This is a genomic window from Pseudomonas sp. dw_612, assembly GCF_018449725.1.
Classification (GTDB): domain Bacteria; phylum Pseudomonadota; class Gammaproteobacteria; order Pseudomonadales; family Pseudomonadaceae; genus Aquipseudomonas.
In genome coordinates this window covers 448,460-464,022 of sequence record NZ_JAAVVC010000003.1, presented here as the reverse complement: position 1 = coordinate 464,022, position 15,563 = coordinate 448,460, and the positions used below count along the sequence as shown (strand labels likewise).

15 protein-coding genes are annotated in these 15,563 nt (G+C 58.9%); 7 read left to right on the top strand and 8 right to left on the bottom strand.

Translation table 11 applies throughout. The features are described from left to right. Positions 1 to 15: 15 nt before the first annotated feature. The 7 genes from HB680_RS07785 to argE form a co-directional block, all read right to left on the bottom strand. Complete coding sequence (locus tag HB680_RS07785) at positions 16 to 981, bottom strand: sulfonate ABC transporter substrate-binding protein (RefSeq protein WP_054044583.1); 966 nt, start codon at positions 979 to 981, stop codon at positions 16 to 18. Between the two features lie 89 nt (positions 982 to 1,070). Then, a complete protein-coding gene (gene ssuE / locus HB680_RS07780; protein ID WP_054044585.1) occupies positions 1,071 to 1,664 on the bottom strand; it encodes an NADPH-dependent FMN reductase in 594 nt (197 codons plus the stop codon). A gap of 330 nt (positions 1,665 to 1,994) precedes the next feature. After that, a complete protein-coding gene (locus HB680_RS07775; protein ID WP_213937928.1) occupies positions 1,995 to 2,633 on the bottom strand; it encodes a peroxiredoxin in 639 nt (212 codons plus the stop codon). Positions 2,634 to 2,930: 297 nt separating this feature from the next. Beyond that, positions 2,931 to 4,292, bottom strand: coding sequence for an OprD family porin (locus HB680_RS07770; protein ID WP_213937927.1), 1,362 nt, complete (start codon positions 4,290 to 4,292; stop codon positions 2,931 to 2,933). Between the two features lie 461 nt (positions 4,293 to 4,753). Continuing rightward, entirely contained in the window at positions 4,754 to 4,969 is a 216-nt protein-coding gene (locus HB680_RS33075) for a hypothetical protein (RefSeq protein ID WP_213937926.1), read from the bottom strand. Between the two features lie 264 nt (positions 4,970 to 5,233). Beyond that, positions 5,234 to 6,532 (bottom strand): amino-acid N-acetyltransferase, encoded by a 1,299-nt coding sequence (gene argA / locus HB680_RS07760; protein ID WP_213937925.1) that lies wholly within the window; start codon positions 6,530 to 6,532, stop codon positions 5,234 to 5,236. A gap of 269 nt (positions 6,533 to 6,801) precedes the next feature. Beyond that, positions 6,802 to 7,971, bottom strand: a complete 1,170-nt coding sequence (gene argE / locus HB680_RS07755) for an acetylornithine deacetylase (RefSeq protein WP_213937924.1) — start codon at positions 7,969 to 7,971, stop codon at positions 6,802 to 6,804. 156 nt (positions 7,972 to 8,127) lie between these two features. On the opposite strand from argE, the gene HB680_RS07750 reads away from it, so the two are divergent. Beyond that, positions 8,128 to 9,495 carry a CYTH domain-containing protein gene (locus tag HB680_RS07750; protein ID WP_213937923.1) on the top strand — a complete coding sequence of 456 codons (1,368 nt, stop codon included), beginning with the start codon at positions 8,128 to 8,130 and terminating at the stop codon, positions 9,493 to 9,495. A 114-nt stretch (positions 9,496 to 9,609) separates the two neighbouring features. Here the strand turns inward: HB680_RS07750 and HB680_RS07745 are convergent, their stop codons facing one another. Then, positions 9,610 to 10,074 carry an Lrp/AsnC family transcriptional regulator gene (locus HB680_RS07745; protein ID WP_121733342.1) on the bottom strand — a complete coding sequence of 155 codons (465 nt, stop codon included), beginning with the start codon at positions 10,072 to 10,074 and terminating at the stop codon, positions 9,610 to 9,612. 126 nt (positions 10,075 to 10,200) lie between these two features. Between HB680_RS07745 and HB680_RS07740 the strand changes: the two genes are divergently transcribed. The 6 genes from HB680_RS07740 (at position 10,201) to HB680_RS07715 (ending at position 15,435) form a co-directional block, all read left to right on the top strand. Then, on the top strand, positions 10,201 to 10,539 hold the full coding sequence (locus tag HB680_RS07740) for a hypothetical protein (RefSeq protein ID WP_213937922.1): 339 nt from the start codon (positions 10,201 to 10,203) through the stop codon (positions 10,537 to 10,539). 114 nt (positions 10,540 to 10,653) lie between these two features. Next, complete coding sequence (locus HB680_RS07735) at positions 10,654 to 12,432, top strand: GspE/PulE family protein (protein ID WP_213937921.1); 1,779 nt, start codon at positions 10,654 to 10,656, stop codon at positions 12,430 to 12,432. 357 nt (positions 12,433 to 12,789) lie between these two features. Beyond that, complete coding sequence (locus HB680_RS07730) at positions 12,790 to 13,710, top strand: SPFH domain-containing protein (protein WP_123403982.1); 921 nt, start codon at positions 12,790 to 12,792, stop codon at positions 13,708 to 13,710. 8 nt (positions 13,711 to 13,718) lie between these two features. Then, positions 13,719 to 14,168 carry an NfeD family protein gene (locus HB680_RS07725; protein WP_213937920.1) on the top strand — a complete coding sequence of 150 codons (450 nt, stop codon included), beginning with the start codon at positions 13,719 to 13,721 and terminating at the stop codon, positions 14,166 to 14,168. A gap of 67 nt (positions 14,169 to 14,235) precedes the next feature. Then, positions 14,236 to 14,556, top strand: a complete 321-nt coding sequence (locus HB680_RS07720; RefSeq protein WP_178129183.1) for a DUF2388 domain-containing protein — start codon at positions 14,236 to 14,238, stop codon at positions 14,554 to 14,556. 210 nt (positions 14,557 to 14,766) lie between these two features. After that, complete coding sequence (locus tag HB680_RS07715; protein ID WP_213937919.1) at positions 14,767 to 15,435, top strand: outer membrane beta-barrel protein; 669 nt, start codon at positions 14,767 to 14,769, stop codon at positions 15,433 to 15,435. Positions 15,436 to 15,563 lie beyond the last annotated feature (128 nt).

The window sequence follows — 15,563 nt, the reverse complement described above, 5'->3', positions numbered from 1 at the left end:
CCTTGGGGATTCGAATTACTGCGCTTTGGCGACGGCCGCCGGTGGCGTCCAGATCACGTCTTTGATGCTCAAGGGCTTGGGAATCAGCTTGAGCTGGTAGAAGCTGTCGGCGATTTTCTGTTGGGCGGCGACCACTTCAGGCGTGAGGAACAGCGCACCGTAGCCCTGGCGTTTTACCGAGGTCAGGGTGATGTCCGCCGGCAGGCCAAGCAGTGGCGAAACCTGCTTGGTCACGTCTTCAGGGTTGGCCTTGGACCACTCACCGACTGCACGCACTTCTTCGACGAGGGTCTTGATCACCTCGGGATTTTTCTGCGCGTAAGGCTTGGTCGCGAGGTAGAACTGATGGTTGTCGACGATGCCTTGGCCATCACGCAGGGTGCGCGCTTGCAGTTGTTGTTCGGCTGCGGCCTGGTACGGGTCCCAGATCACCCAGGCATCGACGCTGCCACGTTCGAACGCGGCGCGGGCATCGGCGGGTGGCAGGAACACGGTCTGGATGTCGGTGTATTTGAGGCCGGCGTCTTCCAGTGCACGGACCAGCAGGTAGTGCACGTTGGAGCCCTTGTTCAGGACGACTTTCTTGCCCTTGAGGTCCGCGACGGATTTGATCGTCGAGTCCTTCGGCACCAGGATCGCTTCGCTGTGCGGCGCGGGTGGTTCGTAGGCGACGTAAAGCAGGTCGGCGCCAGCCGCTTGAGCGAAGACCGGTGGTGTTTCGCCGGTGACGCCGAAGTCGATCGAGCCTACGTTCAGGCCTTCGAGCAGTTGCGGGCCACCGGGGAATTCAGTCCATTGCACGTCCACGCCTTGGGCGGCGAGGCGTTTTTCCAACGTGCCTTTGGCTTTGAGCAGCACCAGGGTGCCGTACTTTTGATAGCCGATGCGCAAAGTCTCGGCTTGTGCTTGGGAAATAACGCCGAAGGACACAGCCGCCACAAACAGAGCGACCAGACCACGACGCAAAATGACAGTGCGCATAGCGCTCTCCTATTTGCTGTTGGGTTTTGGCTGCACCTGCTTGGCCGTTAGCGGCTGAGTAAGGCGAGTACTTCAAATTCAGATGTGGCTCAAATGCTCCAGCGAGCACTCAACAAACGTTCGTTCAACAGGTGCGGGTCGATCGGCTTGGGCCGTCGCGCCATGGCGCTGAAAAACAGCTCCAGCGATTCATTCAGTCGTTGTTCCAGCTCCGGCGCCAATTGCGCCTGGGCACTGCCTTCGCCGTAGGCGATCTGGCTGTCCACGGCGAAAATCCCGTGGAGCATTTCCTGGGCTTTCAACGCCGACAGCACCGGTTTGAGCGCGTAATCCACCGCCAGCATGTGGGCGATGCTGCCCCCAGTGGCCATCGGCAAGACAACCTTGTGGGCCAAAGCGCGCTCAGGCAGCAAGTCCAGCACGGTTTTCAACGCGCCGGAAAACGACGCCTTGTAGACCGGCGTGGCGATCAGCAGGCCATCGGCGTTTTCAATCTGTTGCAACAGGTCGATCACCTTCGGGCTGTCAAAACGTGCGTGCAGCAAGTCTTCGGCCGGGAAGTCCCGTACCTGATAACTCACCACTTCCACCCCTTGTTCTTGCAACCAGCGTTGCGAACGCTCCAGCAGCACCCCGGAACGAGAGCGTTGACTGGGGCTGCCACCGAGTGAGACGACCAGCATTCAGGTAATTCCTTGAGCGGTGTTGGCGATTCGCAGTGTGCGATCTCGCTTCGATGGAGTGACCTTAACAGGTGATTTATATATCCATAAATCATATTTATTCATTTGGTTATTCTTTGTTGATCTATGCGAAATACCTTATTCCGAGCAAAAAAATAGGCCGTCGTAACGGCCTGAAAATCCCCTGCTTTGTGGATGCGTTTCAATCCTGATTCTGCGGTGCCTGCCAGAGCCCCTTCGCGAGCAAGCCCGCTCCCACATTGGTACGCGGTCTACTGTGGGAGCGGGCTTGCTCGCGAAGGCGGCATCAGCCACGCCGCATTGGATGGTTTAACGGTTCGGCTGCGGCGTCAGGCGCAGATAAGGTTTCACCGCGCGATACCCCTTCGGAAAGCGTTTCTTGATTTCGTCTTCGTCCTTGAGCGACGGCACGATCACCACTTCATCACCGTCCTGCCAGTTGGCCGGGGTGGCCACTTTGTAGTTGTCGGTGAGTTGCAGCGAGTCGATCACCCGCAGGATTTCATGGAAATTGCGACCGGTGCTGGCCGGGTAGGTGATGGTCAGTCGAACCTTCTTGTTCGGGTCGATCACGAACAGCGAGCGCACGGTCAGGGTGTCGTTGGCGTTCGGGTGAATCAGGTCGTAGAGGTCCGAGACCTTGCGATCGGCATCGGCCAGGATCGGAAAGTTGACGAGGGTGTTCTGGGTTTCGTTGATGTCTTCGATCCACTTGTGGTGCGAATCCACCGGGTCGACGGACAGGGCGATGGCTTTGACGCCACGCTTGGAAAATTCATCCTTGAGCTTGGCGGTGAAGCCCAATTCGGTGGTGCACACCGGCGTGAAGTCCGCCGGATGGGAAAACAACACGCCCCAGCTATCGCCCAGCCATTCGTGGAAACGGATGGTGCCGGCGCTGGAATCCTGTTCGAAATCGGGGGCGATATCGCCAAGTCTGAGGCTCATGGTGCTGCTCCTGGTGAGTGCTTGTTGAGCTCAACTGTGCCTGCATTCCAATTGAATTAAAAAGAATAAATATCGATTTATTTAGATCACAATTGAATATTAAAGATCTGTTCACTGGACCTGAGTCGCCATCAAGACGAACATCGCCCACAAGGTTCGAGAAGGCCTTGAGTAGCTGCAAAAGAGGCAATTTTCGGGGCGGGATTACGGGGGTGACTCCGCCTCGGAAACGCAAAAGCCCCGCCCGGCGAGGTGCCGGGCGGGGCTTTTTTTACTCAGGTGTACTTGAGCGCGCTATTACAACAGCGGGATCGAGTAGCTGAGGATCAGGCGGTTTTCATCCTGGTCGCGTTGACCCGGGATGTCGTTGCGCCAAGTAGCGTTTTTCCACATGAAGCCAACGTTTTTCAGCGGGCCTTCTGGCACCACGTAACCGATGGTCAGGTCGCGTTCCCACTCGGAACGGCCGGAACCGTTCTCGCGGCCGTTGGAACCAACGGTATCGATGTTGTCGCCGCGCAGGTAAACCATACCGGCGGTCAGGCCTGGGAGGCCGACTTTAGCGAAGTCATACGAGTAGCGTGCTTGCCAGGTTTTCTCGCCGGCACGACCGAACTTCTGGATCTGCATGTCGGTGATGGTGTAGTTCGACGAACCGTCGCCCTGGTTCAACCAAGGGAAGTCGCTGCTACCGTTGCTGACCTGGTAACCGCCACCGAAGGTGTGACCGGCAACGGTGTACAGGAACAGGCCGCTGTACAGGTTGTTGTCGACTTTACCGCGACCGCTGGCAGTACCGGTGTAGTTACCGGAGCTGTAGTAAGCAGGGGTATTGCCGTTGGCACCGTCGTCGGAGCTATTGAAGTAGCGCAGGTCAGACTTCAATACGCCCGGGCCGATTGCCCAGTTGTGAACCAGACCCAGGAAGTGTTGCTTGTAGAAATCTTCCAGGTTGCCGTAGTAGTACTGGGCAGTCAGGTCTTTGGTGATTTTGTAGTCACCACCGGCGTAGATGAACTTGTTGCTGTCACGACCGCTGATGGTAGGGCTGTTCGCGCCACCGATGGACAGTTGCTCGTTGTTGCTGGAGTTACGACCTTTAACCGCTTCGATTTGACCGCCAACCAGCGTCAAATCTTTGATCTCGCCGGAAGTGATCTGGCCACCCTGCCAGGTTTGCGGCAACAGACGACCGTCGTTGGTCACGATGACCGGGTTCTTTGGCTGCAGAGTGCCCAGCTTCAGTTCGGTCTGGGAGATCTTGGCTTTGGCAGTCAGACCCAGGCTGGAGAAGTTATCAACCGCTTCGCCGTTGGATTTGCTTGGGAAAACAGTGCCGCCGTACGAGGTAGCAGTAGCGCCGTTGGTGCCGCCACCCGAATCCAGCTTGATACCCAGCAGGCCGATAGCATCGATACCGAAGCCGACGGTGCCTTGGGTGTAACCGGAGATGAAGCGAAGGTCGAAGCCTTGGCCCCATTCTTCGTTCTTGCTCTGAACGCCGGAAGCGGTCTTGGCGGCCGAATCGCGGTTATCGTTGTTGATGTAGAAGTTACGCAGACCCAGAGTGGCCTTGCTGTCTTCGATGAAACCGGCGGCGCCTGCCTGCTGCGCCAAAACCCCTACGGCCACAGCCAGGGCCAAGGTGGACTTATTCATGTTTCGCTCCTCTCGTTTCTAATTCTTGTGTTCCTGGTCCCGGGTCGAATGCCCTGGATCCTAAGATGCGCGATTAGCGCCAGACCGTGACTGACAAGTCAATCGTAACCTTGTGTGTCTACGACCAAGGTCTAATCGCCGTGATTTGGTCCCTGCAGGGTAATGAATTTCTCATAAACCCAAAAAGAATTATTTCATTCTTTTTCATACCGCAATGGAATAAAGCCCACCACTACAAAACCGCACCGGGACATCAGGTATCGGCTTAAAAGCTAATTGCTAAATGGTATTCATCAGCCTTTTTTTAGATCAATTAGCGTTGACGCATATTCCAAACGTCATTCGCTGTCGAAAAGGCGACGCCATGATGGCCAAACGCGCACTATCCAGTCAAATTGTTACAGTTTGTATATCGATATTAATTTCATGTGGTGCCTGGATGACCATCTCAGAGAGGGCTATCAAACCGGTAGGTTCGCAACGGCAGCGGCATCGATAAACCGGAAGATCTGATCGGAAAAAACCACCGCCCAGCCCTCTTTTCTACCCCTCATTTCAGCCTGCTCGCGCGCCGAAGCACTGGGGAAAAGTCGAGTGGTGAAGCCGCGACTGGAGGAAATCGGCGCAGCCTGGACGCTGAAGTCTCGGTCGCCCGTAAGAATTACGCCGAAACGCATTTTGAGGTCGTGGCCAAATTCGCCAAGGTTCCCCTCGACTCGTTCGCCACTATGCCGCCCAAAGACAGCGGGATCGCCGACTCGGTGCCCGAGCAGAAAATCGCCAAACTGACCGGTGGCGAGACAGCAAAGTCATCATCGAATAACACCACGTCCCTGTAGGAACGAGGCTTGCCCGCGAAGAGGCCATCACGTCCAACATTGATAGTGGCCGTGACGACGCCTTCGCGGGCAAGCCTCGCTCCTACAGGGATTGCGGGGTTGTCAGAGGGTCTTTTCGAAGATCTTCGAATTACGCTGATAGTTGTACAACGACGCCCGCGCCGACGGCAGGCGCTCGACACTGCTGGGCTCAAAACCACGCTCGCGGAACCAGTGCGCAGTCCGGGTCGTCAGCACGAACAAGGTTTTTAGCCCCTGGGCCCGGGCGCGGGTTTCGATGCGCTCCAGCAATTCATCGCCGCGACCGCCATGGCGATACTCCGGGTTCACCGCCAGACAGGCCAACTCCCCGGCGTCCGAATCGGCAATCTGATACAGCGCCGCGCACGCGATGATCATGCCTTCGCGCTCGACCACGCTGAACTGCTCGATCTCGCGCTCCAGCACTTCCCGGGAACGGCGTACCAGAATCCCCTGCTCTTCCAGCGGGCTGATCAAATCCAGCAATCCGCCGACGTCTTCAATCGCCGCCTCGCGCACCAGTTCGAATTGTTCCTGGGCCACCAACGTACCGCCACCGTCTCGGGTGAACAGTTCGGTCAGCAGCGCGCCGTCTTCGGCGTAGCTGACGATATGGCTGCGCGCCACGCCGCCCCGGCAAGCTTCGGCCGCTGCATCCAGCAACTCGGCTTGATAGTTACTGCCCAAGCGTTGCAGATGCGCCGGCACTTGCTGCGGACGCAACTCACGCACCAGACGACCGTTTTCATCGATCAAGCCCAGGTCGGCGCCGAACAGCAGCAGTTTGTCCGCGCCCAGGTCAATGGCCGCGCGGGTGGCGACGTCTTCGCAGGCGAGGTTGAAAATCTCACCGGTCGGCGAGTAGCCCAGTGGCGACAGCAGCACGATGGAGCGTTCATCCAGCAGGCGATTGATGCCCTTGCGGTCGACCCGGCGCACTTCGCCGGTGTGGTGATAGTCGACACCTTCGAGCACGCCGATCGGCCGCGCCGTCACCAGGTTGCCGCTGGCCACCCGCAAGCGCGAGCCCTGCATCGGTGACGAGGCCATGTCCATGGACAACCGCGCTTCGATGGCGATGCGCAGGTGGCCGACCGCGTCGATCACGCACTCCAGGGTCGCGGCATCGGTGATGCGCATGCCGTGGTGGTAATGCGGAATCAGGCCACGCGCGGCCAGGCGGGTTTCAATTTGCGGACGGGAACCGTGCACCAACACCAGGCGCACGCCAAGACTGTGCAGCAGCACCAGGTCGTGGACGATATTGCCGAAGTTCGGATGCTCCACACCGTCGCCGGGCAGCATGACGACGAACGTGCAATCGCGGTGGGCATTGATGTAAGGAGACGCGTGACGAAGCCAATTAACGTATTCGGGCATGAACCTGGGCCTGTAATAAATAGCAGCCAAAAAATGGGCGAAACATAAAACGCACAACGGGCTGGTGGTTATCGTCGGAACAGGCTTGGCGACACGCGAGCTCTCCTCATGAATACGGGTTGGGACACTGGCAATTTATACCGCTTGGTCAATCAACACACAAAACCCTGTGGGAGCGGGCTTGCTCGCGAATGCGGTGTCACAGTCGACATTGATGCTAACTGATACACCGCTTTCGCGAGCAAGCCCGCTCCCACATGGGGTTTCGCTTAGCTGACTGGCATCGAGGCTTTGGCCGGTGTCAGGCAGTAATGTTCAATCAATTGACGTAATAGATGCACCGTAGGCTGCAAACGTGACATTTCGAGGTATTCCCCCGGTTGGTGAGCGCAGGCGATGTCGCCCGGGCCGAGCACCAGTGTTTCGCAGCCAAGGCGCTGAAGATAAGGCGCTTCCGTGCCAAACGCTACTGCTTCGGCGCGATGGCCGGTGAGCTTTTCCGCGACCCGGACCAATTCCGCGTCCTCGGCCTGCTCGAACGGCGGCACTTCGGGGAACAATGGCGCGTAATCGATCTTCACCTGATGCCGTTCGGCAACCGGTTTGAGCCGCGCCAAAATGTCCGCACGCAGGGCTTTGGGGTCCATGCCCGGCAACGGTCGCAGGTCGAACTCCAGCGAACACTGGCCGCAGATGCGGTTGGGGTTATCGCCGCCATGAATGCAGCCGAAGTTCATCGTCGGGGTCGGCACGCCAAACTGCGGATTGCGGAATTCTCGCTGCCACAACAGGCGCAAGCCACGCAGTTCGCCGATGGCGTCGTGCATGGCTTCGAGGGCGCTGTGGCCCAGGCGCGGGTCCGAGGAATGGCCGCTCTGCCCGAGGATGTCGATGCGCTCCATCATGATGCCTTTGTGCATGCGGATCGGCTTCAGCCCCGTCGGCTCGCCGATCACCGCCGCGCGGCCCAGCGGACGCCCGGCTTCGGCCAAGGCACGAGCACCTGACATCGAACTTTCTTCGTCGCAGGTGGCGAGGATCATCAACGGTTGTTTGAACGGTTGGTCGAGCAACGGGATGACCGCTTCGATGGCCAGGGCGAAAAAGCCTTTCATGTCGCAACTGCCGAGGCCCACCCAACGACCGTCCACTTCGGTCAGCTTCAAGGGATCGGTCTGCCACAACGCGCCATCGAACGGCACGGTGTCGCTGTGCCCCGCCAGCACCAGGCCACCGGGGCCGGAACCGAAACTGGCGAGCAGGTTGAATTTGCCGGGGCTGACCTGCTGGATATCGCAGGCAAAACCCAAATCGCCGAGCCACGTCGCCAGCAAATCGATCACCGGACGATTGGTCTGATCGAGGCTAGCCTGCGTACAGCTGACGGACGGTGCAGCGATCAGCGCAGCGAACTGATCTTTCATGGACGGCAAAGGCATCGCTGACTCCAACTCCCGAATTGAGGTCCATCATAGAACCATCCAGTGACAGGAATAAACCGCCGCGGCGCGTAGGACTTGTGAGTCCTGTACACTGCACGACCTTGGCAGCCACACATTCCCCCGGCTGCGCTCCCGATCCTGGATTTTCCGGCCATGCAGAAAGAAACCGAAATCAAACTCCGCGTCAGCCGCGAAACCCTCGCCGCCCTGCGCGAGCACCCGCTCCTGAAAAAACGCAACAAAAGTGGCTGGGAACGCCGTGAGTTGATGAACCAGTACTTCGACACGCCTGAGCGTGACCTGGCCCGCGCCAAGGTTGCCCTGCGCCTGCGCCGCGATGGCGAAGAAGTGATCCAGACCCTCAAGACTCGCGGCCAGAGCGTTGCCGGTCTGTCCGAGCGTAACGAATACGACTGGAACCTGCCCAAAGCCAAGCTCGACGTGAAAAAACTCGACGGCGAATGCTGGCCTGAAGAACTGGCCGAGCTGGACAAGAAAACCCTGAAAGCCATCTTCACCACCGATTTCGTGCGCGAACGCGCGGAAATCGCCTGGGGCCGTGGCAAGACCAAAGTGGTCATCGAAGCGGCGCTGGACTTCGGCCACGTCGTGGTCGGCAAGCAGAAAGAAGAAATCTGCGAGCTGGAACTGGAACTGCGCGAAGGCGAACCGGCCGCGTTGCTGGAACTGGCCGCCGAACTGGCCGCGACCCTGCCCCTGATGCCATGCGACATCAGCAAGGCCGAGCGCGGTTATCGTTTGTACGATGCCAACAGCTACTCGCTGAGCTTGCCGGCGCCGCAGATCACCGCCGAAATGCCGCTGGACGACGCGTTCGCCGCCCTGAGCTGGCACTTGCTGGGCAGCAGCCAGCGTCTGGCCGAGCAATATCGTTTCAATGGTCACTGGCGTCTGTTGCAGGACTGGGTCGAAAACCTCGGTGAACTGCGCGCGCTGCTGAGCAGCCTCGGCCAAGCCGCACCGCGTCAGTCGACGCACGACCTGCGGGTTGCGCTGGACGCCTTGCTGGAAGACTGGCGTCCGCTGGTTCAGGCTGGCCTGGACGACGAAGACGTGCGCAAAGCCGCGCCAGAGCAGTTCCTCGAAGAACTGGAAGATCCGCGTTGGGGCCTGTTCTCCCTGAACACTTCGCGCTGGTTGCTGGCTCGCACCTGGGCGGCCGATCGCAACGTTCGCGGCAATCGCCAAGGCGCAGCGCAACTGGCCAACTGGTTGCCGCGCCTGCTGGGCGAGGAAGCCACATCCCTGCAACTGCAACGCTACCAGCAACAGCCTGAAGATCTGGCCGAGCAACTGCCGCGCATCGAACGCATCCAGGCCTGGATGCACCATGCCCGCGGCGTGCTGGACATCCCGGAAATGGATCGCCTGTACGGTGAACTGAACAAACTGGCGCAACTGGCCAACGAACCGATCACCGACGAAGCCTTGGATGCGCGTAAGCAGCAGGCGATCGCCGTGTATCAGAATCGTGCCTGGAAAATGTTGCTGCGCATGTAACACCGCCTTCGCGGGCAAGCCCGCTCCCACATTAGACCGAGTTGCCTGAACGAACTCGGTCTAATGTGGGAGCGGGCTTGCTCGCGAAGAGGCCCGCCCATTCACCGCAAAACCTCAGACCGGCAAACTCGTCGTGGACTTGATTTCCGACAATGCCACAATCGAATTCACCTCCTGAATCCCCGGCACCATCGACAGCTTCTCGAAGAAGAAGCGTTCATACGCCTCGATGTCCGCCGTGACGATCCGTAGCAGAAAATCCACCGACCCCATCAGCACATAACACTCCAGCACTTCAGGAAAGCCGCGAATCGCCTCGGTGAACTCGGTGAAGTTCGAACGCCCGTGGGCGTTGAGTTTGATCTCGGCAAAAATCTGCGTGTTGAGACCGATTTTCTTGCGATCGAGCAACGTCACCTGCCCGCGAATGATCCCCTCCTCCTTCATCCGCTGAATCCGCCGCCAGCACGGCGACTGCGACAGCCCGACCTGTTCGGCGATCTGCGCACTGGAAAGCGAAGCGTCCTCTTGCAGCAACGCGAGAATCTTGCGGTCGTAGCCATCCAGCTCGGCGTGCATAGAAAAACCTCTGAATGATCACTTATTGAATCGAACGATTCGATAAACCGCTAATACGCCCGATCATAGCCAAGAAATACCCGGCACCGAATGTAAAAATTCCTCCAGTGATTTTGGAGCCCGACCATGCCGCACTTAGAAGCCGTAAACACCCCGGCAACCCGCGCCGATGCCTGGAACGCCAGCAACGCCCATTGCCGCGTGCAATACCAACTGCTGGCCGAGGCCGAGCCGGATGTGCTGTGCCGCGCACTCAACCTGTTCGCCTTGCAGTTCCTGACCCCGGAACAGGTCAATGTGCAGCGCGTGGACGATCTGCTGTCGATCGACATCGTGATCGACGGACTGAGCTGGCACCGCGCCGCCGTGATCGCGGAAAAACTTCGTAACCTGATCAGCGTCTGCTCGGTGAACCTGCAGAGCGCCGACTCTGCGTGGGATGAGCAGGCCCAAGCGGCCGGTTGAAAGAACTGGAAACGGCTTCGTCGGGTAGTGGCCCAACGGTCAGCAGGTCCGCGACTATCCTTTGCACACTGCGGTCTAGATCGCTGTTTGCAGGATTGTTCAAAAGGAACCCGCATGTCCGTTCAACTTCAGGACCGCTGGCTGGATCTCAATGATTTGCTGCGAGAACTGGTCGCCCAAGGCTTTATCAACCAGGATTGCGCCGAACTCGCGCTCAACGCCCGACGCCGGCAGGCCGCCAATGGCCAGTTGCACCCGCTGGAGTTTATTGCCAGCCAACACCTCGACGACCTCAGCCGTCCCGGCAAACACCTCGACCTCGAAAGCCTGACCCTGTGGCTGTCGCAACAGGCCGGTCAGCCTTACCTGCGCATCGATCCGCTGAAGATCAACGTCGCGGCCATCACGCCGTTGATGTCCTACGCCTTTGCCCAGCGGCACAAGATTCTGGCCGTCTCCATCGACCGCGATGCCGTGACCGTGGCCAGCGCCCAGCCCTACGTCACGGGCTGGGAAGCCGACCTGACCCACGTGTTGAAGCTGCCGATCAAACGCGTAGTCGCCAACCCGGCGGACATCCAGCGCTTCAGCGTGGAGTTTTTCCGCCTGGCCAAATCGGTTACGGGCGCCACCAATGCCGATCAGCAGACCAGTACCCTCGGCAACTTCGAGCAACTGCTCAACCTCGGCGCCAGCGACCAGGAGCCGGACGCCAACGACGCGCACATCGTCAACATCGTCGACTGGCTGTTCCAGTACGCGTTCCAGCAGCGTGCCAGCGATATCCACATCGAACCCCGGCGCGAGCAAGGCACCGTGCGTTTTCGCATCGACGGCGTGCTGCACAACGTCTATCAATTCCCGCCCCAGGTGACCATGGCCATCGTCAGCCGCCTGAAAAGCCTGGGCCGGATGAACGTCGCCGAGAAACGCAAACCCCAGGACGGCCGGGTCAAGACCAAAACCCCGGACGGCGGCGAAGTCGAACTGCGGCTGTCGACCTTGCCCACCGCGTTCGGCGAAAAAATGGTCATGCGGATCTTCGACCCGGAAGTGCTGCTCAAGGACTTCGATCAGTTGGGCTTCTCCACCGATGACCTGCGCCGATGGCAAGACATGACCCGCCAGCCCAACGGCATCATTCTAGTGACCGGGCCGACCGGCTCGGGCAAGACCACCACGCTCTATACCACTCTGAAAAAACTGGCGACGCCGGAGGTCAACCTCTGCACCATCGAGGACCCGATTGAAATGGTCGAGCCGGCCTTCAACCAGATGCAGGTCCAGCACAACATCGACCTGACCTTCGCCGCCGGGGTCCGCGCGCTGATGCGGCAAGACCCGGACATCATCATGATCGGCGAGATCCGCGACCTCGAAACTGCCGAAATGGCGATCCAGGCCGCGCTCACCGGTCACCTCGTGCTCTCGACCCTGCACACCAACGACGCCCCCAGCGCCATCAGCCGCCTATTGGAACTCGGCGTGCCGCATTACCTGATCAAAGCCACGGTGCTCGGGGTCATGGCCCAGCGCCTGGTCCGCACCTTGTGCCCGCACTGCAAGGCGCCGCTGACCCTGGGCGAAGACGACTGGCAAACCCTGACCCGGCCCTGGCAGGCACCGCTGCCGACCAATGCCCAGCGCGCCATCGGCTGCCTGGAATGCCGCGACACCGGCTATCGCGGCCGCGCCGGGGTCTACGAAATCATGCAACTGACCGACAGCGTCAAAGCGCTGATTACCCCCGATACCGATCTGCTGGCGATACGGCGTCAGGCGTTCAAGGAAGGTATGCGCAGCTTGCGGCTGTCCGGGGCACAGAAAGTGGCGGCGGGACTGACGACGATTGAGGAGGTGTTGCGGGTGACGCCGCAGAGTGAGCAGAAGTAGATAATTGCCTCAGATTGCTGACATAAACCAGGCCGGGATTTGCTCCGTTCTCAATTCCAAATCTTCGCCACCACGCAAACGTGCTCTTTTGTAGCATCTGGCGAAGCCTGCGTTCGGCTGCGAAGCAGTCGCGAAACCTGTACGCGAAGTCTTCCTGAAGCACCGCGTCGGCTGATTTTACGACTGCTTCGCAGCCGAACGCAGGCTGCGCCAGCTGCTACAGATCGCGTTTCGGCTTGTCAGACATAGTTACATTTTGCGGTAGTTGAATTAGCCCAAACACAATCCTGCAAGTCTTTTGCCTTACACTTCGGACCATCGCCAAAACATTGATCAATACATCAACAGGGAATCGTTATGCAGATCGGTAGTGTGCTCTTACTCTTCGTCGGCCTGGTCGTCGCCATTCTGTTCATGGGTTTCAAGGTTGTGCCTCAGGGCTATCAGTGGACGGTCGAGCGTTTCGGTCGCTACACCAACACCCTCAAGCCTGGCCTGAACATCATCATTCCGGTGATGGACCGCATCGGTCGCAAGATCAACGTGATGGAAAGTGTGCTGGATATTCCGCCCCAGGAAGTCATCACCGCTGATAACGCCACGGTGCAGATCGATGCCGTGTGTTTCTTCCAGGTGGTCAACACCGCCCAGGCGGCCTACGAGGTGAACAACCTCGAACATGCCGTGCGCAATCTGCTGCAAACCAATATCCGTACCGTGCTTGGCTCCATGGAGCTGGACGCGATGCTCAGCCAGCGCGACAACATCAACGAAAAACTGCTGCGCACGGTGGATGAGGCCACGGCACCGTGGGGCATCAAGATCACCCGGATTGAAATCAAGGACATCAGCCCGCCAGCGGATTTGATGGCCGCGATGTCGGGCCAGATGAAAGCTGAGCGGATCAAGCGTGCACAAATCCTCGAAGCCGAAGGCCTGCGCGCCGCCGCGATCCTGACTGCGGAAGGCAAGAAACAGGCGCAGATCCTCGAAGCCGAGGGCGGTCGTCAGGCAGCCTTTCTCGAATCCGAAGCTCGGGAACGTCAGGCCGAAGCCGAAGCCAAGGCCACTCAAGTGGTGTCCGAAGCCATTGCCGGCGGCAACGTGCAGGCGGTGAACTACTTCGTCGCGCAGAAGTACATTGATGCGCTGGGCAAACTGGCCTCGGCCAATAACAGCAAAGTGATCCTGATGCCGCTTGAGGCCAGTTCGATGATCGGCGCGGTCGGCGGCATCGGCGAAATCGTCAAGGCCACGTTCGATAACAAGAAAGCCTGAGGCGCGCCATGTGGGCATTCCTGCAACATTTATCGTTCTGGGACTGGCTGGCCTTCGGCACGGTGCTGCTGATTCTTGAAGTGTTCGGCGCCGGCGGCTATCTGCTGTGGATCGGCATGGCGGCAGCAGCGGTCGGTGTGCTGACCTTTGTGCTGCCCGGCCTGTCCTGGGAGCTGCAATTCCTGCTGTTCGGCCTGCTCTCGATCGCCACCGCCCTGTATTGGTGGCGACGCCAGCGCAGCGCCGTGCGAGAGAGCGATCAGCCGAACCTCAACCTGCGCGGCCAGGAACTGATCGGCAAAACCTTTGTGGTGCATGAGGCGATTGTCGACGGTCGCGGCAAGATCAAAGTCGCCGATGGGGTGTGGATGGCTCGTGGGCCAGACGCGGCGCTGGGTAGCCGCGTGCGGGTGGTCAGTCAGCAAGGGGCGATTCTGCTGGTGGAACCGGTTGACTGAGCAGTCATGGAACTCGATTGGGTAAACGACGATCAAACCCCGTAGTTAACCCCCAGTGGAGTCACCCATTATGCGTCTCAAACTTGCTGTCGCTACCCTTGCCTTGCTGTCTCTCCCCGTTGGTTCAGCAATGGCTGACAGCTTTTGGCGTAACGTCATTTCATCCGGCGCCACCACCGGTTCGACCTACCTGACGTTCAAGGATCACAAACTGATCGTCGCGGCCCAGGACGATGCCGGCAGCTTCGTCGCCAGTGACGGCGGCATCCGCGGCCCATACCTGGAAGCCGCGATGCAGAAAGTCCGCGCCGACAACCCGGGCCTGCAAGCCACGGACATGGAACTGGCGAATGCGATCCTGGCAAAAAATGCCGTCGCTTCGGACTAAGCTTTAACAGATGTAGAAATGCCGCTCATATGAGCGGCATTTTTTATGGGCCAGAACAACTGCACCGTATTTTCCTACAGCGGCGAATGCCAAAACCCTGGCGCCCTGATGAGGATTCTTCGGCTGACCGAGGAAGACTCTGATATCAGCGCCCGGTGTGTGAATCCAAACTTTGTCGATTCGAATTTCCACACAAGCGAATCGACATCCATGAACAAACCAACCCTGTCTTTACTGCTGCTGGCCGCCGCGTTCAGCCACGTGTCCCACGCCGAAGGCCTGTATGGCTCGGTCAAAATCCAGAGTATCCAGCAAGACCTGGGGAATTCTCTGCTCACCAGCCCAAGGGTGACTCATCAAGTCGTCAGTCCGGACAGCAACAAGGACGTCGGCGGCTCTTTAGCGCTTGGCTACGGGTTCAAGGGCGATTGGCGCCTGGAAGCTGAATACAGCATCAAGCAGGATTCGGAGTTCAAGAGCCATTGGGCGCCGTTCAATGCCAACGTCAACAACCTGCAAGTTTCGTCCAAGCGCCTGATGGTTAACGGCTACAAGGACTTCCCGCTGAATGAATACCTGTCGCTGTACGCCATGGCCGGCGTAGGCGTGGCGCATATCAATTCCGAAGGCTACCAATCCAATCCTTCGCGACAGTTCGCCAACAACAGCCAGAACAACTTCACCTATGCCCTGGGTGTCGGGGCCGACCTCAAGCTCAACCGGCAAATCACCCTCGGCACCGGTTACCGGTACGTCGATATGGGCGATATCGAAACCGGCTACAACACCTTCGCCAACCGCATCAATGCCCGGGATGAACAGCTCAAGGGCAAGTTGCGCGAGCAAAATATGTACGTTGAGGCGCGGATGACGTTCTAAATTCTGGCGTCGCCTAAAATCCACTGTGGGAGCGGGCTTGCTCGCGAAAGCGGTGTGTCAGTCGGTATAGATGTTGACTGGCACGAGCCCTTCGCGAGCAAGCCCGCTCCCACATTGGATAGGTGTAA

Bases quoted from the DNA above. Each gene is read 5' to 3' on its own strand.
- HB680_RS07785 (WP_054044583.1), bottom strand. From the start codon at position 981: ATGCGCACTGTCATTTTGCGTCGTGGTCTGGTCGCTCTGTTTGTGGCG.
- argE (WP_213937924.1), bottom strand. From the start codon at position 7,971: ATGCCTTTGCCGTCCATGAAAGATCAGTTCGCTGCGCTGATCGCTGCA.
- HB680_RS07735 (WP_213937921.1), top strand. From the start codon at position 10,654: ATGTCCGTTCAACTTCAGGACCGCTGGCTGGATCTCAATGATTTGCTG.
- HB680_RS07750 (WP_213937923.1), top strand. From the start codon at position 8,128: ATGCAGAAAGAAACCGAAATCAAACTCCGCGTCAGCCGCGAAACCCTC.
- HB680_RS33075 (WP_213937926.1), bottom strand. From the start codon at position 4,969: ATGCGTTTCGGCGTAATTCTTACGGGCGACCGAGACTTCAGCGTCCAG.
- HB680_RS07730 (WP_123403982.1), top strand. From the start codon at position 12,790: ATGCAGATCGGTAGTGTGCTCTTACTCTTCGTCGGCCTGGTCGTCGCC.
- HB680_RS07715 (WP_213937919.1), top strand. From the start codon at position 14,767: ATGAACAAACCAACCCTGTCTTTACTGCTGCTGGCCGCCGCGTTCAGC.
- ssuE (WP_054044585.1), bottom strand. From the start codon at position 1,664: ATGCTGGTCGTCTCACTCGGTGGCAGCCCCAGTCAACGCTCTCGTTCC.
- HB680_RS07770 (WP_213937927.1), bottom strand. From the start codon at position 4,292: ATGAATAAGTCCACCTTGGCCCTGGCTGTGGCCGTAGGGGTTTTGGCG.
- HB680_RS07775 (WP_213937928.1), bottom strand. From the start codon at position 2,633: ATGAGCCTCAGACTTGGCGATATCGCCCCCGATTTCGAACAGGATTCC.
- argA (WP_213937925.1), bottom strand. From the start codon at position 6,532: ATGCCCGAATACGTTAATTGGCTTCGTCACGCGTCTCCTTACATCAAT.
- HB680_RS07745 (WP_121733342.1), bottom strand. From the start codon at position 10,074: ATGCACGCCGAGCTGGATGGCTACGACCGCAAGATTCTCGCGTTGCTG.
- HB680_RS07740 (WP_213937922.1), top strand. From the start codon at position 10,201: ATGCCGCACTTAGAAGCCGTAAACACCCCGGCAACCCGCGCCGATGCC.
- HB680_RS07725 (WP_213937920.1), top strand. From the start codon at position 13,719: ATGTGGGCATTCCTGCAACATTTATCGTTCTGGGACTGGCTGGCCTTC.